We start from the raw sequence: 23,999 nt of genomic DNA, 5'->3' as shown, positions 1-23,999 counted from the left end.
TCAACGTGGCCGATTGTACCCACGTTGACGTGAGTTTTCGTACGTTCAAATTTTGCTTTTGCCATTTTCTATTTTCCTAATTTAAAAGTCCGACCGACAGGACCGGACCGAACCTTCATTTAGATTTAACTTCTAGCATTAATTATTGCCTGTGCAACGTTGCTAGGCGCTTCAGAATAATTGAAGAACTCCATTGAGTATGACGCCCGACCTTGCGTTTGTGAACGCAAATCAGTGGCATACCCAAACATCTCAGAAAGCGGAACCTTTGCACGTACAATTTTTATACCCGCAACGCCTTCATCCATTCCTTCAATCATGCCGCGACGACGATTAATGTCGCCTACAACATCACCCATCCATTCCTCGGGGGTTGTGACTTCAACTTTCATTGTGGGCTCAAGCAGCACCGGATTAGCTTCGGCCGCGCCTTTTTTAAAGCCCATAGAGCCAGCGATCTTAAACGCCATTTCAGAAGAGTCAACATCGTGGTAAGAACCGTCAAACAAAGTTACCTTTACATCAAGTACCGGATACCCTGCGACCACACCACTTTGTAACTGCTCCTGAATGCCCTTATCTACCGCCGGAATGAATTCCTTGGGAACCACGCCGCCTACGATTTCATTAACGAATTCATAGCCTGCGCCTTCTTCCGCCGGCTCTATCCGAAGCCAGACATGACCAAACTGGCCACGACCACCTGACTGTCGAACAAATTTGCCTTCTGTTTCTACCGATTTTCGAATGGTTTCACGGTATGCAACCTGAGGATTACCCACATTGCACGACACTCCAAACTCACGCTTCATTCGGTCGACAATAATATCAAGGTGAAGTTCACCCATACCAGAGATAATTGTCTGGCCCGTTTCATCGTCAGTTTTCACCCGAAACGATGGGTCTTCGGCCGCCAGTTTACTCAGAGCGATGCCCATTTTCTCCTGATCAGCCTGTGACTTTGGCTCTACCGCAATCGAGATTACCGGATCTGGAAATTCCATCCGCTCCAAAGTAATAACATGGTTAGGATCGCAAAGCGTGTCACCAGTAGTGACATCTTTCAGGCCAATAGCCGCTGCAATATCGCCAGCCCGGACTTCTTTTAATTCAGCCCGATCTTTTGAATGCATTTGTACTATTCGGCCAAAGCGTTCGCGCTTACCCTTAACCGGGTTAAATACGGTATCGCCGGTGCGTACCACACCAGAATAACAGCGGAAAAAGGTTAACGTCCCCACAAACGGGTCAGTCGCTATCTTAAAGGCCAATGCTGAAAACGGTTCATCGTCATCAGCCCGGCGCTTTTCTTCGGTTTCGTGCTTATCATCAAGCACCCCCGTAATAGGCTTAACTTCCGTGGGTGACGGTAAATACTCAATCACTGCATCCAGTACAGCCTGAACACCTTTATTCTTAAACGCACTACCACAGGTAGCCAGAACAATTTCATTGTTCAGTGTACGAATACGTAATCCCTGACGAATCTCAGCTTCGGTCAGCTCTTCGCCTTCCAAGTACTTATTCATCAAGTCGTCAGACGCCTCAGCTGCAGCTTCAACCATTTCGGTACGATACTGCTGGGCTTTGGCTACGTAGTCTTGTGGAATATCCTCATAAGTAAAGGTCATGCCTTTATCTTCGGTATTCCAGTTTATCGACTTCATTTTCAGTAAGTCGATAACGCCGCGAAATTCTTCCTCGGCGCCTATATTCAGCTGAATCGGTATGCAGGTAGCGCCTAGACGCTTTCTGATTTGACCTACGACCCGTTCAAAATCGGCGCCGGCCCGGTCCATCTTATTGACAAACACCAGGCGCGGCACTTCATATTTATCAGCCTGTCGCCAGACGGTCTCTGATTGAGGCTCTACGCCCGATGACCCACAAAAAACCACAACGGCACCGTCTAGCACACGTAATGACCGCTCTACCTCAATGGTAAAGTCTACGTGTCCAGGAGTGTCGATAATATTGATCCGATGCTGCTCATGTTGCTGGTTCATACCAGCCCAAAAACAGGTGGTAGCAGCAGAGGTGATGGTTATTCCACGCTCCTGCTCCTGCTCCATCCAGTCCATAGTGGCTGCGCCATCATGAACTTCACCGATTTTGTGCGATAGTCCTGTATAAAACAGAACGCGCTCAGTAGTGGTGGTTTTACCCGCATCTACATGCGCCACAATACCAATATTACGATATCGTTCAATTGGGGTCTTACGAGGCATACTTCTCTCTCAGTTGATCGCTAATTTAAAAGCGATATTACCAGCGATAGTGAGCGAACGCTTTGTTCGCTTCGGCCATACGGTGAACGTCTTCACGTTTCTTAACCGCTGAACCTTTGTTATCAGCTGCATCTAGCATTTCAGCTGCCAGGCGTTGTGACATAGATTTTTCGCCACGTTTACGTGATGCGTCTACCAACCAACGCATACCTAAAGCATTACGACGAACCGGACGTACTTCTACTGGAACCTGATAAGTAGAACCACCTACACGGCGAGATTTAACCTCTACCGTAGGACGAATGTTGTCCAGGGCATCTTCAAAGACTTCTAGGTGTGGCTTGCCGGTTTTTTCAGCAACAATTTCTAACGCACCGTAAACGATTTTTTCAGCAATTGATTTCTTGCCGTCGAGCATTACGACATTCATGAACTTAGCAAGCAGCTGTGAACCAAATTTAGGTTCTGGTAGGATTTTACGTTGACCTACGACTCTTCTTCTTGGCATCTTATATTCTCCGTGGAATTCAGGGTTTACCCAAAACTCTGTTTACTTCTAGTTTGGCCTTACTAACGGAGAACCGTTATGACTTAGGCTTCTTGGCACCGTATTTAGAACGGGCTTGGCGACGATCGTTAACACCTGCGCAGTCCAATGTACCGCGAACTGTGTGATAACGTACACCTGGCAAGTCTTTAACACGACCGCCACGAATTAGTACTACACTATGCTCTTGCAGGTTGTGACCTTCACCACCGATGTATGAAGAAACTTCAAAACCGTTGGTTAAACGTACACGACATACTTTACGCAATGCAGAGTTTGGTTTTTTAGGCGTAGTGGTATATACGCGAGTACATACACCACGTCTTTGTGGGCACGCTTGCAGCGCAGCTACGTTGCTTTTTTCAACGGGCTTTTTACGCGGCTTACGTACTAACTGGTTAACTGTTGCCATTAACTAGCTCCTGATTAATAACTACGAAAACCCAAACCTTATGCCTGGGTCCATATAATTGCGATTGATTTGACCCATCGCTCAATTCTGTGCTCGTCAGAATTGTAGGGCTTTGAAACAAAAAAACCGCGTCCCACTATTTTCGCGTCATCAAGACTGTCCAAAAATCGGGTCGCGGAATATTAATGATCAAAGCGCCAACTGTCAAGGTGTACAAAGGATAACCACAAAGATTAATGGTTAACGCTGTTCCTTAACAGAACAACAAGAGAAGGCTATCGCCTTCTCTACGCTGAACTTTTTTAGTTTGAAGAAGAGTTGCTACCCACTTCAGCATTTAATGCTTCGGTAAGCGCCTGTTCTGCTTCTTCAGCAGACACTGACATTTCTTCAAGAACTTCCTGACGCTTCTGCATCCGACGTTCGTGGTAAGCAAAACCAGTACCGGCAGGAATCAAACGACCTACAATTACGTTTTCTTTCAAACCTCGTAAGTCATCTTCTTTACCCTGTACCGCTGCTTCGGTAAGTACCCGGGTTGTTTCCTGGAACGAAGCCGCTGAAATAAACGACTCAGTCGATAGCGAAGCTTTGGTAATACCCAGTAACTGAGTTTCATACAGCGCCGGCATTTTGCCCTGACGTTCAAGTTCACGACTGGCAATTTTCACATTCGCTACTTCAACCTGTTCGCCTTCTAAGAACTGGCTGTCACCTGGGCTGGTGATAAGACACTTACGCAACATCTGGCGAATAACCACCTCAATGTGTTTATCGTTAATCTTAACACCCTGCAAACGGTAAACTTCTTGTACTTCGTTCACAATGTAGTTAGACACTGCACTGATCCCACGTAAACGCAGAATGTCATGCGGTGACTCTGGCCCATCAGCAATAACTTCGCCGCGTTCAACCTGTTCACCTTCAAACACGTTAAGTTGACGCCATTTTGGAATCATCTCTTCGTATTGATCGCCGCCATCTTTTGGCGTGATCAATAGGCGACGCTTACCTTTGGTTTCTTTACCAAAACCAACCATACCTGACACTTCTGCCAAAATAGCCGGTTCTTTAGGTTTACGTGCTTCAAACAAGTCAGCAACACGTGGCAGACCACCGGTAATATCCCGGGTCTTCGAGCTTTCCTGAGGAATACGCGCCAATACATCACCAGCCTGAGCGACCTTGTCATTCAGAGCTTCGATAGTCGTAAAGCTTGGCAGACGAATTTCCTGCAACCCAATCTCGTCGCTTTCAAGAATAAGCTTAGGTTCTTTAGAATTAACCTTCGACAGATCTTTAACCACAACACGAGTCAGACCAGTAAGCTCATCTTGTTGCGTCTCTGTATTAGAATCATCAATATCAGAGAAGCTAACTTTTGACGGACGCTCAACAATAATCGGGTGACTATGGGGGTCCCACGTCGCTACGATATCGCCAGCGTTAACTTCAGCACCTTCATCTACTGATAGCACCGCACCATAAGGTACTTTATAGCGCTCTTTCTCACGACCGTGAGTATCAGTGATAGTTAGCTCGGTTGAACGTGAAACGATAACCATCTTATCTTCGGTATTACGAACACCTTTATTGTTCTGCAGTTTCAGTGAACCAGTGGTTTTCACCTGAACGCTGTTTTCTGCTGAAGCTCGTGATGCCGCACCACCAATGTGGAACGTACGCATGGTAAGCTGAGTACCCGGTTCACCGATTGACTGGGCTGCAATAACCCCAACCGACTCACCTTTAGCAACCATGTGGCCACGTGCTAGGTCACGACCGTAACAGTTAGCACATACACCAAAGTCGTTATCACAGGTAATTACCGAACGAACCTGGATTTGGTCAATCGAATTCGCTTCAAGCATGTCTACCAGAGCTTCGTCCAGCAGTACATTACGCTCAACCAATACTTCATCAGTACCTGGCTTGATAACATCTTCTGCAACAACCCGGCCCAGCACACGCTCACGTAGCGGCTCAACAACATCACCACCTTCGATAAGAGGCGACATCTTCACACCTTCAAAGGTGCCACAATCGCTATTGGTAATAACCAAATCTTGGGCAACGTCTACCAAACGACGAGTCAGGTAACCCGAGTTGGCGGTTTTCAGTGCTGTATCGGCCAAACCTTTACGCGCACCGTGCGTTGAAATGAAGTACTGTAATACGTTCAAACCTTCGCGGAAGTTAGCCGTAATTGGTGTCTCAATGATTGAACCATCTGGTTTTGCCATCAGACCACGCATACCAGCCAGCTGACGAATCTGCGCCGCACTACCCCGTGCGCCTGAGTCAGCCATCATATAAACAGAGTTAAATGATTGCTGTTCTTCTTCTTCGCCATTAGCATTAATCACGATGTCAGATTTCAGGTTATCCATCATGGCCTTCGCAACTTTTTCGTTGGCATTAGACCAGATATCGATAACTTTGTTGTAACGTTCACCCGCAGTAACCAAACCGCTTTGGAACTGTTCCTGAATCTCGATAACTTCTGCTTCAGCAGCGTCGATAATGTCTTTCTTCGCTTCTGGAATTACCATGTCATCGATACCGACAGACGCACCTGCAATCATTGCATAGTGGAAACCGGTATACATAATTTGGTCAGCCGCAATAACCGTGTCTTTCAAACCTAAAGTACGGTAGCAGGTGTTTAACAAACGTGAAATTTGCTTTTTACCCATCGCCTGATTAATTACTTCAAACGGTAAGCCTTTTGGCAAAGTCAGTGAGAAAATAGCACGACCAACCGTTGTGTCGGTTAATGTTACTTTTTCTGTTTTCGTTCCGTCTTCGGCTATATCGTATTCAGTAATACGTACTTTTACCCGGGCGTGCAGTTCAGCAGAATCGGTACGATACGCTTTTTCTGCTTCGTTCGGGCTGGTAAAGACCATGCCTTCACCTTTACCGTTCACTTTATCACGGGTCAGGTAGTACAAGCCCAATACAACGTCCTGTGAAGGTACGATGATAGGCTCACCATTGGCTGGCGACAAAATGTTGTTGGTCGACATCATCAGGGCACGAGCTTCAAGCTGCGCTTCAATCGTCAGCGGTACGTGTACCGCCATTTGGTCACCATCGAAGTCGGCGTTGTAGGCCGCACAAACCAACGGGTGCAACTGAATCGCTTTACCTTCAATCAGGGTTGGCTCAAACGCCTGGATACCTAATCTGTGCAAAGTTGGTGCACGGTTAAGCAGTACCGGATGTTCACGGATGACTTCATCCAACACATCCCATACTTCTGGCGCTTCACGTTCAACCAGCTTTTTCGCTGCTTTGATTGTCGTTGCCAGGCCGCGACCTTCTAACTTGCCATAGATAAACGGTTTGAATAGCTCAAGCGCCATTTTTTTAGGTAGACCGCACTGATGCAGACGCAAAGTAGGACCAACGGTAATAACCGAACGTCCTGAATAGTCAACGCGTTTACCTAGCAGGTTTTGGCGGAAACGACCTTGCTTACCTTTGATCATATCGGCCAAAGATTTTAAAGGACGCTTATTCGAACCTGTAATAGCACGACCACGACGACCGTTATCCAACAACGCATCTACTGCTTCTTGAAGCATACGTTTTTCGTTGCGTACAATAATATCCGGAGCAGCCAGGTCTAGCAGGCGCTTCAAACGGTTATTACGGTTAATTACGCGACGGTATAGGTCGTTCAAATCTGAAGTTGCAAAACGGCCGCCATCCAGAGGTACCAACGGACGTAGGTCTGGTGGCAAAACCGGCAATACTGTCATAATCATCCACTCTGGCTTGTTGCCAGATTGCTGGAATGATTCAAGTAACTTCAGACGTTTAGTAATTTTCTTACGCTTAGTTTCAGAATTGATGCTAGGCAGCTCTTCACGCATGGCTGCAACATCGGCATCCACGTCTAATACTTTCAGCAGATCAAAGACCGCTTCAGCGCCCATTTTTGCATCAAATTCGTCGCCATTTTCTTCCAGCGCGTCAAGATACTCTTCTTCGTTTAACAGCTGGCTGCGCTCAAGCGTTGTCAGACCAGGTTCTGTTACTACATAAGATTCAAAATACAACACCCGTTCGATATCACGCAGGGTCATATCTAACATTAAACCAATGCGCGACGGCAATGATTTTAAAAACCAAATGTGCGCAACCGGGCTGGCAAGCTCGATATGACCCATACGTTCACGACGTACTTTAGTCAGGGTAACTTCAACACCACATTTTTCGCAGATCACTCCACGATGCTTAAGGCGTTTGTACTTACCACACAAACATTCATAGTCTTTTACCGGACCAAAAATACGCGCACAGAACAAACCATCACGTTCTGGCTTAAAGGTACGATAGTTAATAGTTTCAGGCTTTTTAACCTCACCAAATGACCATGAACGAATCATTTCAGGTGACGACAAACCAATTCGAATATTATCGAATTCTTCTGTCTTGTTTTGTTGCTTTAGAAACTTTAATAAGTCTTTCACAATACTCTCCCAGCGGAGTCAGTCTCTATAACCCAGCCTGGCCGGCTGGGTTATCAAATCAAACTATGGCAAACGCCGTCTTACTTTTCTTCTAACTCGATGTTAATACCTAACGAGCGAATTTCTTTAAGCAATACGTTGAAGGATTCAGGCATGCCTGGTTCCATTCTGTGATCGCCATCAACGATGTTTTTGTACATTTTCGTACGACCGTTAACGTCATCCGATTTCACTGTCAGCATTTCCTGAAGCGTATAGGCGGCGCCGTATGCTTCAAGAGCCCACACTTCCATCTCACCGAAGCGCTGGCCACCAAACTGAGCTTTACCACCCAGCGGCTGCTGTGTAACCAGACTGTAAGAGCCTGTTGAACGCGCATGCATTTTGTCATCAACCAAATGGTTAAGTTTCAGCATATACATGTAACCAACGGTTACCGGACGTTCAAACTGGCGACCTGTACGACCATCACTTAACGCGATTTGGCCACTCTCAGGAATATCGCCCAGCTTCAGCAGAGCCTTGATTTCTTCTTCACGAGCACCGTCAAATACCGGCGTGGCAATTGGCAAGCCTTTGCGCAGGTTTTCTGACAAACGCAGTACTTCGTGATCGGTGAAGTTATCGATGTCTACAGTCTGATGATTCTCACCCAGTGCGTAAACTTCTTTTAAGAAGTCGCGCAGCTTGGCCAGTTCAGCTTGTTCTTTCAACATGCGGTCAATCTTCACACCAATACTGTGTGCTGCCATGCCCATATGTGTTTCAAGAATCTGACCGATGTTCATCCGTGATGGTACACCCAACGGGTTAAGTACGATATCAACCGGATTACCAAACTCATCGTATGGCATATCTTCTACCGGTACGATGGTTGAAATAACACCCTTGTTACCGTGACGTCCAGCCATCTTGTCACCAGGCTGAATGTGACGTTTAACCGCCAGATAAACTTTAACAATTTTAAGAACGCCTGGAGCAAGGTCATCACCCTGAGTGATTTTGCGACGTTTAACTTCAAACTTCTTATCAAAGTCTTGTCTGATTTCAGCGTACTGTTCAGCAATTTGGTCAAGCTCATTTTGCACATCTTCGTCTTTCAACGTGATGTCAAACCACTTTTCACGTGGTGTACTGTCTAATTTGCTTTCATCAACACCGGCTTTAACCAACGTATTACGAGCACGTGAGAAAGTACCATCAGCAAGAATATTGAATTCGTCTGACAAGTCTTTTTTGACCTGACGCAACTGCATATCTTCAATTTCTAAAGCACGCTTGTCTTTTTCAACGCCATCACGAGTAAAGACCTGCACATCTATAACGGTACCGTGTACTGAGTTCGGTACTCGCAAAGACGTGTCTTTAACATCTGAGGCTTTTTCACCAAAGATCGCACGCAGTAGTTTTTCTTCCGGCGTAAGCTGAGTTTCACCTTTTGGCGTCACTTTACCTACCAGAATATCGCCACCTTTAACTTCGGCGCCAATATACACCACGCCTGACTCATCCAGCTTGCCTAAAGCCGATTCACCCACGTTAGGTATATCAGAAGATATTTCTTCTGGACCTAGCTTGGTATCTCGCGCAATACAGCTTAATTCCTGAATGTGGATGGTAGTGAAACGGTCTTCTTCAGCCACTCGCTCAGAGATTAGAATCGAGTCTTCGAAGTTGTAACCATTCCACGGCATAAATGCGATACGCATATTTTGCCCAAGAGCCAGTTCGCCCAGGTCGGTCGAAGGACCATCAGCCAGTACATCGCCCGCAACAATCGGGTCGCCAACATTACATGTAGGCTTTTGATTGATACAGGTGTTCTGGTTAGACCGGGTATATTTGGTCAAGTTGTAGATATCGATACCGGCTTCACCTGCCAGCATTTCATCTTCTTCAACTTTAATCACGATACGGCTGGCGTCGACATATTCGACCGTTCCGCCACGTTTCGCGACCACAGTAACACCTGAGTCAACGGCAATGGTTCGTTCCATACCCGTACCTACTAACGGCTTATCAGCACGTAATGTAGGAACCGCCTGACGTTGCATGTTGGCACCCATCAGGGCCCGGTTAGCATCGTCGTGCTCAAGGAACGGAATGATACTCGCTGCAACCGATACAATTTGCTGTGGCGAGACATCCATGTAGCTAATTTCAGCTTTAGGCATCAACACCGTTTCACCACGGTGACGTGATGGAATCAGCTCATCGACCACTGCGCCATTTTCGTCCAGTACGATGTTCGCCTGAGCGATAACATACTGACCTTCTTCAATAGCAGACAGATAATCAATTTCTTCGGTTACCACACCATTTACGATACGACGGAACGGCGTTTCCAGGAAACCAAAATCATTAGTACGCGCAAAGCTTGCTAATGAGTTGATTAGACCAATGTTTGGACCTTCCGGAGTTTCGATTGGACACAGACGACCATAGTGCGTCGGATGTACGTCTCGAACCTCAAAGCCTGCACGCTCTCGCGTCAAACCGCCCGGACCCAGCGCCGATATACGACGTTTGTGTGTCACTTCTGAAAGCGGATTGTTTTGGTCCATAAACTGAGACAGCTGTGATGAACCAAAGAATTCTTTTACCGCTGCAGAAATAGGCTTAGCGTTGATCAAATCCTGCGGCATTATGCTGTCAAGATCGCCTAAACTTAAGCGTTCTTTAACTGCACGTTCAACCCTTACCAGACCTACACGGAACTGGTTTTCGGCCATCTCGCCCACTGAACGGATACGACGGTTGCCCAGGTGATCGATATCATCAACTTCATCTTTACCATCACGGATAAGAATCAGACGCTTCATTACCGCAACAATATCGTCTTTATCAAGGGTACCAGAACCGATCAGTTCTTCGCGACCTAAACGACGATTGAACTTCATACGACCAACAGAAGACAGGTCATAACGTTCTTCGGCAAAGAACAGATTCTGGAACAGTGTTTCGGCAGCATCTTTGGTCGGTGGCTCGCCAGGACGCATCATTCGATAAATTTCTACTAATGCTTCTAAGCGATTTGTTGAACCGTCAATCCGCAGCGTGTCAGAGATGTAAGAACCATGATCAAGGTCATTGATATACAGGGTTTCAAACTCTTTAATGCCGGCCTGACTTAGTTCAGCCAGAGACTCCAGGGTCAGCTCATCGTTAGCATTAACGATAATTTCACCCGTGTCTTCGTTTATATAGCTACGCGCAGATACACGACCAATCATGTATTCTGCGGGTACCGCCAACTCGTTAACACCGGCTTTGTCCAGCGCACGGGTATGACGTGCAGAAATACGACGACCGCTTTCTACCAGTACATTACCTTCGCCATCCAGGATATCAAATTGAGCTGTCTCGCCACGCAGGCGATCGGGCACAACTTCCATCATCAGCTTATCTTTTTCGATGCGAACCTGGACTTTGTCGAAGAACATTTCAAGAATTTCTTCTGTCGACATTTCCAACGCACGCAAAATGATAGTAGCCGGTAACTTACGACGACGGTCAATACGTACAAACAGGTTATCTTTCGGGTCAAACTCAAAGTCTAACCACGAACCACGGTATGGAATAACACGAGCGTTATACAATACCTTACCTGATGAGTGAGTCTTTCCTTTATCGTGGTCAAAGAATACACCAGGTGAACGGTGTAACTGAGAAACGATAACCCGCTCAGTACCATTGATTACGAAGGTTCCGTTATCAGTCATCAACGGAATTTCGCCCATGTACACTTCTTGTTCTTTAATATCTTTTACAGTACCTGGAGCGGCTTCTTTATCAAACAATACTAAACGAAGTTTTACTCTTAACGGAGCAGAAAAAGTGACACCGCGAATCTGACATTCTTTTACATCAAATACGGGTTCGCCCAGGCGATAGCTTACGAACTGAAGTTCGGAATTACCTGAGTAACTTTTAATTGGAAATACGGAACGAAATGCGGCTTCTAAGCCATGTTGTGCGTTAGGATCCGTCTCAATAAATTTTTTGAAAGAATCTAGCTGAATTGAAAGAAGGTATGGAATTTCCAATACCTGTGGGCGTTTGCCAAAATCCTTACGGATACGTTTCTTTTCGCTATAAGAGTAAACCATGGGTTCCTCAGCCTGCTGATTTTTGACCCAACCTGCTGTCTGATACACTCAGACAACAAACTTCCAAAACCCTTTTCCCGGGTGTTCTCACCAGCATACAACAAAAATTAACCAATTATTAGTTAACTTATTGGTTTGCTGCTTCTTATGCAGTGAGCCGGATGCGCATTACGAGAGACAATAAAGGGTAAAAAAAATTGTCTACCCTACAGCGCAAAAAGGCTGGTGGTTAAAAAACCACCAGCCTAGCCGTTTAAGGCAGGTAATCTGATTTAAAGCAGATTACTTAACTTCAACTTCAGCGCCGGCTTCTTCAAGCTCTTTTTTCAGTGCTTCAGCTTCGTCTTTGCTTACGCCTTCTTTGATAGCTTTAGGAGCAGATTCAACTACTTCTTTTGCTTCTTTAAGGCCAAGACCAGTTGCGCCACGTACTGCTTTGATTACAGATACTTTGTTTGCGCCGAATGAAGTCATTACAACGTCAAACTCAGTCTTTTCTTCTGCAGCAGCAGCGTCGCCGCCAGCAGCTGGAGCAGCTGCAACAGCAGCAGTCGCTTCAACACCGAACTTTTCTTCGGCAGCTTCGATTAGCTCAACCAGTTCCATAACTGGCATTTCAGCAATCGCGTTCAAGATATCTTCTTTGGTTAGAGCCATTTCTCTAAACTCCTGGGTTTAAAATGTTAAAAAAATCAATATGCCAAAAACGAAACTTACTTTTCGTCTTTGATCGCCGCCAATACGCGCACAAATTTGGTAGGTACTTCGTTAAGTGTTTGAACGAATTTGCCAACCGGTGCTTTGAAGGTTGCAAGAAGTTTTGCAAGCGCTTCGTCGCGGGTAGGTAGTGATGCTACTGCATCCAGTTTTTCTGGACCCAACAAACCACTGCCTAAAGAAAGTGCCGTTACTTTCAACTTATCGTTAGATTTTCCAAAGTCTTTGAAAAGACGGGCCGCACCACCAGGTGCATCCATTGAAAAACCATAGATAAGAGGACCAGTTAACGCACTGTCCATGTCAGAAAATTTGCTATCTGCTAATGCACGCTTTGCCAGAGTATTACGTACTACTTTAACGTAGACGCCTTGCTCACGGGCTTTAACGCGCAGGTCAGTCAGATCGCTAACTTCTATCCCACGGTATTCAGCGACGGCAACGGATAGAGCCTGAGATGCAACTTCGGATACCTCTGCTACGATCTCTTTTTTTGCTGCTAAACCTAGTGCCACTGAGTTCACCTCTTTGTATCTGACGTACTAATCGTATGATTAGCTGCGTCAGGGTTCACAGATTGATATTGACAGCCAAGGCTGAAAATACCGCTCTACGGTGTTTGTTTTCCCAGAGAGTCTGAGCCAAACCACCGTCTGCGCAGGTTGATGTATTAAGCGGAGCATTAAAGTGAAAGGTCTCTTACTTCTTTCACTGCGCCGCACCTGCGGTCTAGGACGGGAGCTGCAATGTACAGCTCCAACCCAAAACCTTAAGAGAACCAGGCTATGACATCATAGCCTGAAGAAAGCAATTACTGGCCTACGCTTGCTTTATCAACAGCAACGCCAGCACCCATTGTGGTGCTTAGGCTAACTTTCTGGATATAAGCACCTTTTGCTGAAGAAGGTTTTGCTTTCTTCAGGGCTTCCAGTAATGCTTCTAAATTTTCTTGAATCTGTGCAGTTTCGAACGCAATCTTACCAATGCTGGCATGAATGATACCGTTCTTATCATTGCGATAGCGAACCTGTCCTGCTTTTGCATTTTTAACAGCAGTCGCTACGTCTGGCGTAACCGTACCCGTTTTAGGGTTTGGCATCAGGCCGCGTGGACCTAAGATTTGACCAAGCTGACCAACAACGCGCATTGCGTCAGGGCTGGCTACAACCACGTCAAAATTCATTTCGCCTTTCTTAACCTGTTCTGCCAGGTCTTCCATGCCTACAATATCAGCACCCGCTTCTTTAGCGGCATCAGCGTTTGCACCCTGAGTGAATACAGCAACACGAACATCTTTACCAGTACCGTTTGGTAGCACTGTCGCACCACGTACGTTTTGGTCAGATTTCTTCGCATCAATACCCAGATTTACTGCAACATCAATACTTTCTGGGAAATTTGCAGTGGCCAGCTCTTTTAAAAGGCTAACGGCTTCTGAAATTTCATATTCTTTTGTCGCGTCTACTTTGTCGCGAATCAAACGAGCGCGTTTTGTTAATTTAGCCATCTGATTAGTCCTCTACGTTCAAGCCCATTGCACGAGCAGAACCCGCGATAGTACGAACAGCTGCATCAACGTCAGCTGCGGTTAAGTCCGGCTCTTTAGTCTTGGCAATTTCTTCCAACTGAGCGCGGCTTACTGTACCCACTTTTTCAGTGTTAGGACGGCCTGAACCTTTCTTGATTCCAGCAGCTTTTCTTAGCAGGAATGAAGCAGGAGGCGTTTTCGTTACGAAAGTGAACGAGCGGTCTTCGTATACCGTAATCTCTACTGGTACCGGAGCGCCTTTTTCAAGACTTTCTGTTTTGGCGTTAAACGCTTTACAGAATTCCATGATGTTTACGCCGTGCTGACCTAGTGCAGGACCAACCGGTGGACTTGGGTTTGCAGCGCCGGCTGCAACCTGTAGCTTAATTAAGCCTGATACTTTCTTAGCCATTTTAATGCTCTCGTTTGTGGGTCAATCGCCTGGCAAATATCGAGAATATTTGCGTGGTAGGCTTCCCGTTTCCGTTTAAAGGGCGCGTAATGTACAACAAATAAGCATAATGCACAAGCCCAGTTGTACTATTCTATAAACCTTTTGCGACAAAAATTCGTTAATAGGTCACAAAATGCTGCCCCATTAATGTGTTAGGTTATTTCGATTTTTCTCGTCAGGCAGTTTAGCAATAACTTTAGTGGGTTGGGCTAAGCCCATTTTCTCAAACCGTTGGTGGCCCTTTAACTAAACTGTTTGGATTTTGTGCAATCGCGTAGATAATTTTACTTTGAAGATGATAATAAGTATCATTTTCAAGTCTACTCTTATTAAGGAACAGTTATGAAGGTACGTATAGTTTCAGCTGCATTGGCTTTGGCCTTAGGTATATCTGCAGGTTCGGTTAGCTTACCAGTGATGGCCAATGGTGAAATTACCGCTCAGGTCAATAACCTTAATGAACATATTTCAACTTATGAAGAAGAAGTACGCTGGTTAATAAACAAATATTCAGGCGTAGTGAACCAGTATCAACAAGGTGACAAAGACGTACGTACCCAGGCATTAGTGGACCACTGGGAAGAAGTGAATTTTCACGAAGCCATAGAAACTCAATATGTTCCTGTTTATGCCTTAATCTGGCAAGGTATTTATGGCGTTAAAAATGCTATTGATAAAGATGCAGGTACCGATGTGGTAATGGCCGAGCAGCAAAAGCTGCATGCCTCTTTATGGCAGGCTTTAGGTGCGGTAAAACTGGCTGCGCATTATCAACAGAAAGGTTTGTTAGATAAGGTGCGTACAACCGAAAAAGAACCCACTACTGCTCCCGAAGTTATTGACGATATCGATAAGCGTCTGAATAAGGTTGTCGCCAAGTACGCAGAACAACTTACCGAAGTTGCCATGTCACTGGTTCACGATACTTACCTACAGCGTTTTGAAGGCATAGAAGGCGCTTTGATAGAACAAGATGCAGAGCTGGTTGAAGATCTGGAAAAAGACTTCAATGTAACCTTACCTCAGGCACTGAAAAATAAAGGAAGCGTAGATGATGTGCGTGCGGTAATAAAAGATATGCAGCGTAAATTAGCGCGTGCTAAGTCATTGCTTGAAGAAGCAGAGAAAAACCGCAAGGACGTGTTTTAAAGGAACCTTTATGCAACGCAGAGCATTTTTACAGTCATTAGCCGGGGTCGGTTTATTAGCCGCCTTACCGCTGAGTATTCATCGCAGTATGGCGCAAACTGTTCAGGCCATGTCGGTCGAACAATTACCGCCGTTAAAAGGCGATTTAACCTTGTACCTGGGGCGCGGTGAAGGCGGGTTATATGAAAATGTTCTGAACGCGATTACCAAGCGCAATCCTGGTTTAAATCTACAAATTCGAAGAGGCGCCTCGGCGGCGCTGGCTAATACCCTGGTTGCCGAAGCACAGGCCGGCGTTAAACGGGCAGATTTATTCTGGGCCGTGGATACCGGCTCTATTGGTATGGTTACTGATGCCGGTTTGGCGAAACCTCTGCCAAAAGATCTTATTGGCCAACTTACGCCGGGGTTTCAATACCCCCAATGGGTTCCGGTTACCGGCCGGGTTCGTACCTTACCGTTTAATACCCAAAAGCTACAGGCTAATCAGATACCCGACGATATTATGGCGTTAGCAGACAGCGATCTGTCAATTGGCTGGGCTCCGGCTTATGCCTCTTTTCAGTCATTTGTCACAGCGATGCGTATTTTAGAAGGTGAAAAGGCCACCACTAACTGGCTTCGCGGTGTCAGTCGGCACGCAAAAAGCTATGCCGGTGAACTGGGTGTGGTAATGGGCGTAGAGCGTGGCGAGGTTGATGTAGGGTTAGCCAACCATTACTACACTTTACGCTTAAAGGCTGGTAAACCGAATGCAGACGTAGATCTTGCGTTTACTAAAAATGATGCGGGTTGTTTAGTTAATGCTTCGGGTATAATCTCGTTAAGCGACACTGACCTGACCACCAATTTTATGCGTTACTTATTGTCACATGAAGTACAGTCTTATCTGGCCTCAGAAGCCTATGAAATTCCGTTGGTCGATGGAGTAGCAGCGCCTTCTGCCCTGCCTGCTTTGGCAGACCTGTCGCCGCCAGAAATCGATTTGCGCAAACTGGCTGATATGCGCCCCACACTTAAGCTTATGCGTGAAGTAGGCGTATTGTGAGGCGACTGCCCAAATCTTATCCCTTCGCTTTTTTAATCGCCGCACTTGCCATATTACCGTTAAGTGTTTTATTTGTACTTGCGGGGGATAGCGCGGAATTTTTTGATACCCATAATCTACGGGTATTGGGAAATACACTGGCGCTGGTAACACTTACCATTGTCGGCGCTACGCTGTTAGGCGTCCCTTTGGCTATTTTGACAACATATGTTCATCTTCCCTGGCGTAAGTTGTGGTTAATTTTATTAGCAGCCCCATTAGCGATGCCTTCATATATTGGTGCGTTTACTCTGTACTTTGCATTAGGTCCCGGCGGAGAAATTGAATCGTTGTTAGGCATTCCTACGCCATCAATTGAAGGCTTGTGGGGATCAGCACTGGTAATGTCGTTGTACACTTATCCGTTTGTTATGATGACCACGCGGGCCTCGCTCCTTAGTTTAGACGGAAGCCTGATTAACGCCGCCCGGACGCTGGGCATGTCATTGCCTGCCAGTTTACTGCATGTTGTATTACCTCGGGTGTTACGAAGTATTGCGGCAGGAGCATTGCTGGCAGCGCTTTATGCGTTGTCTGATTTTGGTACGCCCGCCATTTTGCGGCTGGATACTTTTACCCGGGTAATTTTTGTCGAATATAACGCATTTGGATTAAGCCAGGCGGCCATGTTGTCTATCCAGCTATTAGTTATTGTGGGGCTGGTGCTGTTTGTGGAGTCCACCATTAAGGGCAATACTGAACGGCCGGGACGCCCGCTTTGTTTGTGGCCAGCCCGCTGGCAAAAAGTGCTTATGCTCGGGGCTACCCTTCCTATTATTATCCTTGCTATCGTATTGCCGCTGGCTATCTTTGTGGTGTGGTTAATACGTGAAGGTGTGGGCAACTTTGATATCAGCTACGCCTGGAACTCTGCTTATGCTTCGCTACTTGCGGCCTTAGCCGCGGTCATTTTGGCAGTGCCGGTGGCTCATGCCGCCATTAGTGGTAAAGCAGGCCGGCTTATGGAGCGGGTTACCTACTTTGGCTTCGGTGTACCGGGTATTGTGATGGGCACCGCCCTGGTTTATGTAGGCTTGCAGTTACCGGTACTTTATCAAACTCTGGGCTTGCTGGTTATTGCTTATGTTCTACGGTTTTTACCGCTGGCGGTAGGTTCGGTTCGTACCACCGCCGAACGGCTTGACCCCTCTTTGGTGAAGGCTGCCCGAGTACTGGGAGCGTCGCCGCGCGAAGCGTTTCGACGCATTACCCTGCCTTTAACCTATCGGGGCATGGTGGCAGGTGCCGCGCTGGTATTTTTAGAAGCGATGCGCGAATTACCGGCCACACTGATGCTTGGACCCACCGGGTTTGAGACGCTGGCTACGTATATGTGGCGGGTTTATGAAGCCGGTTACTTTGGTATGGCGGCGATTCCCGGCTTGTTGCTTGTTTTATTATCGGGTCTGGGATTAGCAATAATGCTCACCGGCGAAGGCCGTTCTGGTTATGCAATGAAAGAGGAGTGAGGCGAAGTATGCTCACTGTAACCGATTTGTCGGTAAAATACGGTAACACCCCGGTAGTTAATAATATTAACTTAGCGCTGGGCGATGATGAAATTCTGATGCTAGTCGGGCCTACGGGCTGCGGTAAAACAACTATTTTACAAGCCCTTGCCGGTTTGGTTCCTATAAGCAGTGGATCTATTGAACTTGGCCACTGGCAGGCTACTGCGGATAAAAATGTACCACCTGAAAAACGAAATGTCGGCATGGTATTTCAGGATTTTGCGTTATTTCCACATTTGACTGTTCAGCAAAATGTGTGTTTCAGGCTTAAAAATACGGCAATGGCTGATTATTGGATTGAACTGCTAAGACTCGATAATTTTCGTGACGCCAAGCCCGACCGGCTTTCAGGCGGGCAAAAGCAGCGCGTTGCACTGGCCCGTACCCTTGCTCACGAACCGGACTTTGTGTTGCTTGATGAGCCTCTGTCTAACCTGGATGCAGCGTTTAAAGACAGTCTTCGCTGGGAGATTCGTCAGGCCTTAAAAGCCGCAGGAGTTCCGGCTATCTGGGTAACCCATGATCAGGACGAAGCATTGTCGGTAGGCGACCGTGTAGGCGTTTTAAACAAAGGCGTTATTGCACAATTAGACACACCGGAAAAATGTTTTTCAGAACCCACAAGTCGGTTTGTAGCCCGTTTTTTAGGGGACGCCAGCTTTATGCCGGGGCAACGCAAGCAGAATATTGTCAGTACCCGCATTGGTCAGGCCCCCGGCAATACTACAGATACACGCGCAGAACATGTAGATTTATTGCTTCGCCCTGACGATATAGCACTCACGGTAAATGGCGAACATTGTAATGGCAGTGTAGATTGGGTACGTTTTGAAGGCGGTACACGATTGTGTGCGGTAACCCTTGATCCTATTGAAAACGAATCGCCGATACAGTTAAAAATACGGGTGTCTCACGAAAATGCCGTGCAGCCCAATGAGCGCGTACAGTTGCAAATAGACACAACGCATCCACTGGCCACGTTTGCACGCACCTAATAATTAATATTCACACAGATTAAGTTGTTTGATAGGGGCTGAGTTTGATAGGAGCTTCGTTAACAAACGCTAACTGAACAAAAGGAAAGTGGCCACGCTCTCGAACGACAGCGTGGCGAATAATTATCTAGCCTTTTTCAACCTGACCGAATTCAAGGTCAACGGGGGTCGAACGGCCAAAAATAAGAACCGATACTTTTACGCGGCTCTTTTCATAATCGACTTCTTCAACGACACCGTTAAAGTCTGCAAAAGGACCGTCAGTAACCCGTACCACTTCACCTGGCTCAAACAATGTTTTCGGCTTAGGTTTATCAACCGACTCTTCAAGCCGATTCAAAATAGCATCTGCTTCGCGCTGTGAAATAGGCATAGGGCGGTCAGAAGAGCCACCAATAAAACCAAGTACCCGAGGCACGCTTTTCACAAGGTGCCAGGAATCTTCGTTCATTTCCATTTCAACCAGCACATAACCAGGGTAAAACTTACGCTCTGATTTGCGTTTCTGGCCAGCACGCATTTCAACAACTTCTTCGGTAGGTACCAAAACCTGCCCAAAGTACTGTTCCATTTCATGCATTTTAATGTATTCAAGCAGGGTCTTTTTAACCCGGGCTTCGTACTGAGAATAAGCTTGTACTACGTACCATCTTTTCTTTGCTTCTTCAGACATACGTTACGCTCCAATTCCAGTAATAAATCCAACTACACGAACGATAATGCCATCCAGACCCCAAAGGATCAGTGCCATTACCAACGTGGCTACCATAACAATCAACGTAGTTTGATTGGTTTCTTGACGGGTCGGCCAAACCACTTTACGTACTTCCATTCGCGATTCTTTCGCGAAGGTAATAAACGCACTGCCCTTTTCGGTCGTCGCAGCAATAAAACCTGCAATCGCTACAATTACTACGGCAGCAATCGCACGATAAAGTACGGACATTTCACCATACATGTAGTTGGCAGTGATAACGCCAGCTAATAAGGCGAATACGACCACCCATTTAAACATGTCCAAAGGGTTGGACGAACTTTCCGTTTTTTCGCTCATGATACGATCCTAGCAATACTGCGTTGTTTCTCTGTGACATATTCACAGAACAATCAATCTGGCAGGGGTGGAGGGACTCGAACCCCCAACCATCGGTTTTGGAGACCGCTGTTCTACCAATTCGAACTACACCCCTTTAGTACCGATAAATACGGCATTCTACTAACATTGTCCTTGTGAATTTTGCGTCTTATCTTAAGGAAAGTGCGGATTCGCAAGGAGGGATGCGAATTATACTGATGATCGTCGCAGATACAAGGGTTTTATCGGTTTAAACCACCCTGTAATCGCTGCGTGTCTATGGTTACAACTTCAGTTAAAAAGTTTCTAATACGCTGAGTTTTTTTTCATACTGCAATTTTGACTTTTCATCCCATGCCAGTTCATAAGCACGTGTTAGCGCTTCTTCCGCCAGCAGACGCTTTCCCTGTAAAAAATAGCTACTGGCCAGGCCCATATAAATATCATCCAGATAAGGCGCCAGGCGCAACGCTTTTTTGAACAATGCTTCTGCCCTTCGTGGTTGCTTTGCGGCGAGTCGCTCATGGCCCAGAACCACCCAGGCATAGGGATTGTCGTCTTCGTTATCCAATATCAGTTTGTCTATCTCATCGGCTTGCGCATATTTACCGGTTATTTGCAGGTGTTTACCATAGTTACTTAACAAAGTGACATTATTTATCCCCGCTTCGACGCTTCGCTGGTACAACTTGTCTGCCTCCTCACCCCTGCCTAAGCGCCTTAACGTCAGCGCCATTGCGGCAATATTTTCAGGATCATCCGGCGCCAGTGTTAAGGCTTTATCAGCCAGCCAGAACGCTTCAGCGTAGCGGCTTTCGATCAATGCCTGTGCTACGTGGTTACGATAAAACATGGCCGTTACCCCATTCCCGGAGACATCCCCGCCGGTCACATTATCGAACTGTGGAAAGTAATCAATAATGATCCCGCCCTGGCTGATTTTCAGGGTATTTTCGCTCGTCGAATCATCCTTGACAGCGGGCTTTAAAATCTTGGTCCTTACATGCGACGAAATAAGCATCAGATCGCCGTATTTTTTATACAAGGGAGGGCTATTGACGGCCTGGAATTTAATTTCAAGATTGGCCAGACGGGCATAAGCGGCAGTAAGAATTGCCAGACTCAGACAGTTTCCTTCTGCCTCACGCGCCGCTTCTTGCGCCGTATGGGTGCTACCACTAAAAGAAAAACCGTGTAAGGTATTTTCCAGATAAGCAGCCAGTCGCTTATGGGGCAGTAAGTGCTGCTGCGCCGGTGCCTCGAACCATGTCAAAAACCTTTTACGCTGGGTTTCAGATAAAGCGTACACATTATGTTCATTTAGCACCGGTACCACAGGGACGCCCTGTGTCGAATAATACTGTTGCCAGTTTAGTGGGTCAGGTGCCTTTTCAATGGGCGTTACCGGGGTTGCGCAGGCGCTAACCCCAAGTAATACCATCAGTATAATAAAAATAATTTGTTCTGGCCGCACTGCTTACTTCCCTTTAAACGCTGTACCTATATTAATACACGGTTATTCAACGCCGATAAAGCCTCCGGTCTGATGCGCCCACAATTTTGCATAAATGCCTTTTTGGGCCACCAGTTCACTGTGGGTGCCCGACTCTACGACCTGACCATTATCTAATACCAACAGCCGGTCCATCTGGGCGATGGTCGATAGCCGGTGCGCGATGGCCAGAACAGTTTTATTTTGCATCACCGAGTTCAGGCATTCCTGAATGGCCGCTTCCACTTCAGAGTCCAGCGCTGAGGTCGCTTCGTCCAGAATCAAAATAGGCGCGTCTTTTAACAGCACCCGGGCGATAGCAATACGCTGACGCTGGCCGCCAGACAGCTTCACACCGCGCTCGCCCACGTGGGCATCGTAGCCGGTGCGCCCGGCACTGTCGGTCAGGCTAAGGATGAACTCATGCGCTTCGGCTTGTTTAGCCGCAGCAATCACCTGCTCATCGGTAGCATCGGTGCGCCCATACAAGATATTGTCGCGTACCGAACGGTGCATCAGCGAGGTATCCTGCGTCACCATGCTAATCAAGGAGCGTAAACTTTCCTGAGGTACTTCATCAATGGCTTTACCGTCAATCCGGATGGCACCAGACTGGGTATCGTAGAACCGCATAAGCAGGTTTACCAGGGTCGATTTACCCGCGCCAGAGCGCCCTACCAGCCCTACCTTCTCACCAGCACGTATATCGATATTAAGGTTTTTAAATACTTCTATGGGTGTATTGTTAGCCCCCATATATCCAAAATTAACCTTGTCGAATTCGATTTTGCCGCCGTTTACTTTGAGCGCGCTGGCATCGGGTTTATCTTTTACTGCCACAGGCTGTGACAGGGTATTAATGCCATCTTGCACCGTACCCAGATTTTCAAATAAACCTGATACTTCCCACATGATCCAGTGCGACATTCCGTTTAGGCGCAAACATAAACTTACTGCTATCGCGATATCGCCGGGCGACACAGCCTCGTGCAACCACAGGTAAATAGATAACGCCCCCACTGCAAAAATTAAAATGGCATTTGCCATCTCAACACAGCTTTCCAAAATGGTAACCAACCGCATTTGCGGGTAAACCGTATGTAAGAAGCCGTCCATACTCTGCTTGGCATAGTCCGCTTCGCGACGACTATGTGAAAACAGCTTTACCGTAGTAATATTGGTGTAGCTGTCTACTATGCGCCCGGTCATAATTGACCTGGCGTCAGCCTGCCGCTGAGATACCGTTTTGAGTTTGGGTACCAGGGCCCGCAGTATGGCTATATACACAAAGAACCAAATAATCAGCGGCACGGCCAGCCGCCAGTCGGTGGCAAATACCAGCACTACCATAGAGATAAAGTACACACTGATGTAGACCAGCAGATCCAGCACTTTCATTACTGTTTCACGCACTGACAACGCCGTTTGCATTACCTTGGTGGCGACCCGTCCGGCAAATTCATCGTGAAAAAAACTTAAACTTTGGCCCAGTAAGTAACGGTGCGCCTGCCAGCGAATTCGCATAGGATAGTTCGCCATAAGTGCCTGGCGACTAAACAGCGACCTTAGCAAAATAAACCCGGGAATAAGCACCAGGACGGTGAACCCCATCCCCACCAGCGTCCATTTTTCATTCGCTAGAAATGTTTCGCGATCATGTTCAGAAAACCAGTCGACCATTTGGCCCAAAAAACCAAACAGGGTGACCTCTAAAACCGCTACTACTGCGCTAAGCAAAGACACCATGGCAATAATTTTCCACATGCCATGGCTGTAATGCCGACAAAACGCGACGATGCCCTTAGGGGGCTGGGTAGGTGACTGATCAGGAAACGGCTGAGTTAGTCGTTCAAAAAATGAAAACATAGCGACTCTTTTTTAAATACGTGATGAGCGCCCACCGGGGCCCTATGATACGGTTTGCGATACAAAATTATTATTCCGACAATCCCCTGTTGGCATTCCGCCGGAAATATTCGGTTACTGTTTGACAAAATACTGAGTAAGCAACGCAAAATGGGCGCAATGATACCACCGAACGTTATAAACCCACATGGCTCCATAAAGTAAACATAAAAATAAGTGGTGTCTGCATACTGCAGTGCCACCTTTACACTTCTTGTGAACACTAAGATGTTACAACTTATGTTTTTTACCCCAAAAAGAAGATTTTTATAGCTCACCCATGTTAATAAATAAAATGCATATTTTTCA

General features: G+C 46.6%; 17 protein-coding genes and 1 tRNA gene. 4 read left to right on the top strand and 14 right to left on the bottom strand.

The window, feature by feature from the left end; translation table 11 throughout:
- Positions 1-125: 125 nt before the first annotated feature.
- The 9 genes from fusA to rplK form a co-directional block, all read right to left on the bottom strand.
- Entirely contained in the window at positions 126-2,228 is a 2,103-nt protein-coding gene (gene fusA / locus JK130_RS08695) for an elongation factor G (RefSeq protein ID WP_218353921.1), read from the bottom strand.
- Positions 2,229-2,265: 37 nt separating this feature from the next.
- Entirely contained in the window at positions 2,266-2,736 is a 471-nt protein-coding gene (gene rpsG, locus JK130_RS08690; protein ID WP_218353920.1) for a 30S ribosomal protein S7, read from the bottom strand.
- A 76-nt stretch (positions 2,737-2,812) separates the two neighbouring features.
- The gene (rpsL, locus tag JK130_RS08685; protein WP_018984244.1) at positions 2,813-3,187 is read right to left on the bottom strand and encodes a 30S ribosomal protein S12; all 375 of its coding nucleotides are present in this window, start codon (positions 3,185-3,187) and stop codon (positions 2,813-2,815) included.
- A 302-nt stretch (positions 3,188-3,489) separates the two neighbouring features.
- The gene (gene rpoC / locus JK130_RS08680) at positions 3,490-7,668 is read right to left on the bottom strand and encodes a DNA-directed RNA polymerase subunit beta' (RefSeq protein ID WP_218353919.1); all 4,179 of its coding nucleotides are present in this window, start codon (positions 7,666-7,668) and stop codon (positions 3,490-3,492) included.
- 80 nt (positions 7,669-7,748) lie between these two features.
- Positions 7,749-11,777: a DNA-directed RNA polymerase subunit beta gene (rpoB, locus tag JK130_RS08675; protein WP_218353918.1), complete on the bottom strand. Its 4,029-nt coding sequence runs from the start codon at positions 11,775-11,777 to the stop codon at positions 7,749-7,751.
- A gap of 282 nt (positions 11,778-12,059) precedes the next feature.
- On the bottom strand, positions 12,060-12,434 hold the full coding sequence (gene rplL / locus JK130_RS08670; RefSeq protein WP_218353917.1) for a 50S ribosomal protein L7/L12: 375 nt from the start codon (positions 12,432-12,434) through the stop codon (positions 12,060-12,062).
- 56 nt (positions 12,435-12,490) lie between these two features.
- Positions 12,491-13,009, bottom strand: a complete 519-nt coding sequence (rplJ, locus tag JK130_RS08665; protein WP_218353916.1) for a 50S ribosomal protein L10 — start codon at positions 13,007-13,009, stop codon at positions 12,491-12,493.
- Between the two features lie 296 nt (positions 13,010-13,305).
- Complete coding sequence (rplA, locus tag JK130_RS08660; RefSeq protein WP_218353915.1) at positions 13,306-14,001, bottom strand: 50S ribosomal protein L1; 696 nt, start codon at positions 13,999-14,001, stop codon at positions 13,306-13,308.
- Between the two features lie 4 nt (positions 14,002-14,005).
- The gene (gene rplK, locus JK130_RS08655; RefSeq protein WP_218353914.1) at positions 14,006-14,434 is read right to left on the bottom strand and encodes a 50S ribosomal protein L11; all 429 of its coding nucleotides are present in this window, start codon (positions 14,432-14,434) and stop codon (positions 14,006-14,008) included.
- A gap of 384 nt (positions 14,435-14,818) precedes the next feature.
- Between rplK and JK130_RS08650 the strand changes: the two genes are divergently transcribed.
- The 4 genes from JK130_RS08650 to JK130_RS08635 are packed head-to-tail and all read left to right on the top strand — an operon-like array spanning position 14,819 to position 19,218.
- Complete coding sequence (locus JK130_RS08650) at positions 14,819-15,625, top strand: hypothetical protein (protein WP_218353913.1); 807 nt, start codon at positions 14,819-14,821, stop codon at positions 15,623-15,625.
- Positions 15,626-15,635: 10 nt separating this feature from the next.
- Complete coding sequence (locus tag JK130_RS08645) at positions 15,636-16,673, top strand: extracellular solute-binding protein (protein ID WP_218353912.1); 1,038 nt, start codon at positions 15,636-15,638, stop codon at positions 16,671-16,673.
- Positions 16,670-18,181 (top strand): ABC transporter permease, encoded by a 1,512-nt coding sequence (locus JK130_RS08640; protein WP_218353911.1) that lies wholly within the window; start codon positions 16,670-16,672, stop codon positions 18,179-18,181. The genes JK130_RS08645 and JK130_RS08640 overlap by 4 nt, the downstream gene beginning before the upstream one ends.
- 8 nt (positions 18,182-18,189) lie before the next feature.
- Positions 18,190-19,218 carry an ABC transporter ATP-binding protein gene (locus JK130_RS08635; protein WP_218353910.1) on the top strand — a complete coding sequence of 343 codons (1,029 nt, stop codon included), beginning with the start codon at positions 18,190-18,192 and terminating at the stop codon, positions 19,216-19,218.
- A gap of 127 nt (positions 19,219-19,345) precedes the next feature.
- On the opposite strand, the gene nusG is transcribed toward JK130_RS08635, so the two are convergent.
- From nusG to JK130_RS08610, 5 genes are all read right to left on the bottom strand, one after another.
- The gene (gene nusG / locus JK130_RS08630) at positions 19,346-19,891 is read right to left on the bottom strand and encodes a transcription termination/antitermination protein NusG (protein ID WP_218353909.1); all 546 of its coding nucleotides are present in this window, start codon (positions 19,889-19,891) and stop codon (positions 19,346-19,348) included.
- Positions 19,892-19,894: 3 nt separating this feature from the next.
- Positions 19,895-20,272: a preprotein translocase subunit SecE gene (gene secE, locus JK130_RS08625; protein WP_218353908.1), complete on the bottom strand. Its 378-nt coding sequence runs from the start codon at positions 20,270-20,272 to the stop codon at positions 19,895-19,897.
- Between the two features lie 59 nt (positions 20,273-20,331).
- A tRNA-Trp gene (locus JK130_RS08620) sits at positions 20,332-20,408 on the bottom strand.
- Between the two features lie 180 nt (positions 20,409-20,588).
- Positions 20,589-21,767, bottom strand: coding sequence for a tetratricopeptide repeat protein (locus tag JK130_RS08615; protein WP_218353907.1), 1,179 nt, complete (start codon positions 21,765-21,767; stop codon positions 20,589-20,591).
- Positions 21,768-21,809: 42 nt separating this feature from the next.
- Positions 21,810-23,651: an ABC transporter ATP-binding protein gene (locus JK130_RS08610; RefSeq protein ID WP_218353906.1), complete on the bottom strand. Its 1,842-nt coding sequence runs from the start codon at positions 23,649-23,651 to the stop codon at positions 21,810-21,812.
- Positions 23,652-23,999 lie beyond the last annotated feature (348 nt).

The sequence above is a fragment of the Alteromonas lipotrueiana genome, assembly GCF_019249245.1.
In the GTDB taxonomy this organism is placed as follows: domain Bacteria; phylum Pseudomonadota; class Gammaproteobacteria; order Enterobacterales; family Alteromonadaceae; genus Alteromonas; species Alteromonas lipotrueiana.
Note: the sequence above shows the minus strand (reverse complement) of the source record. Positions and strands in the feature narration are given on the sequence as shown.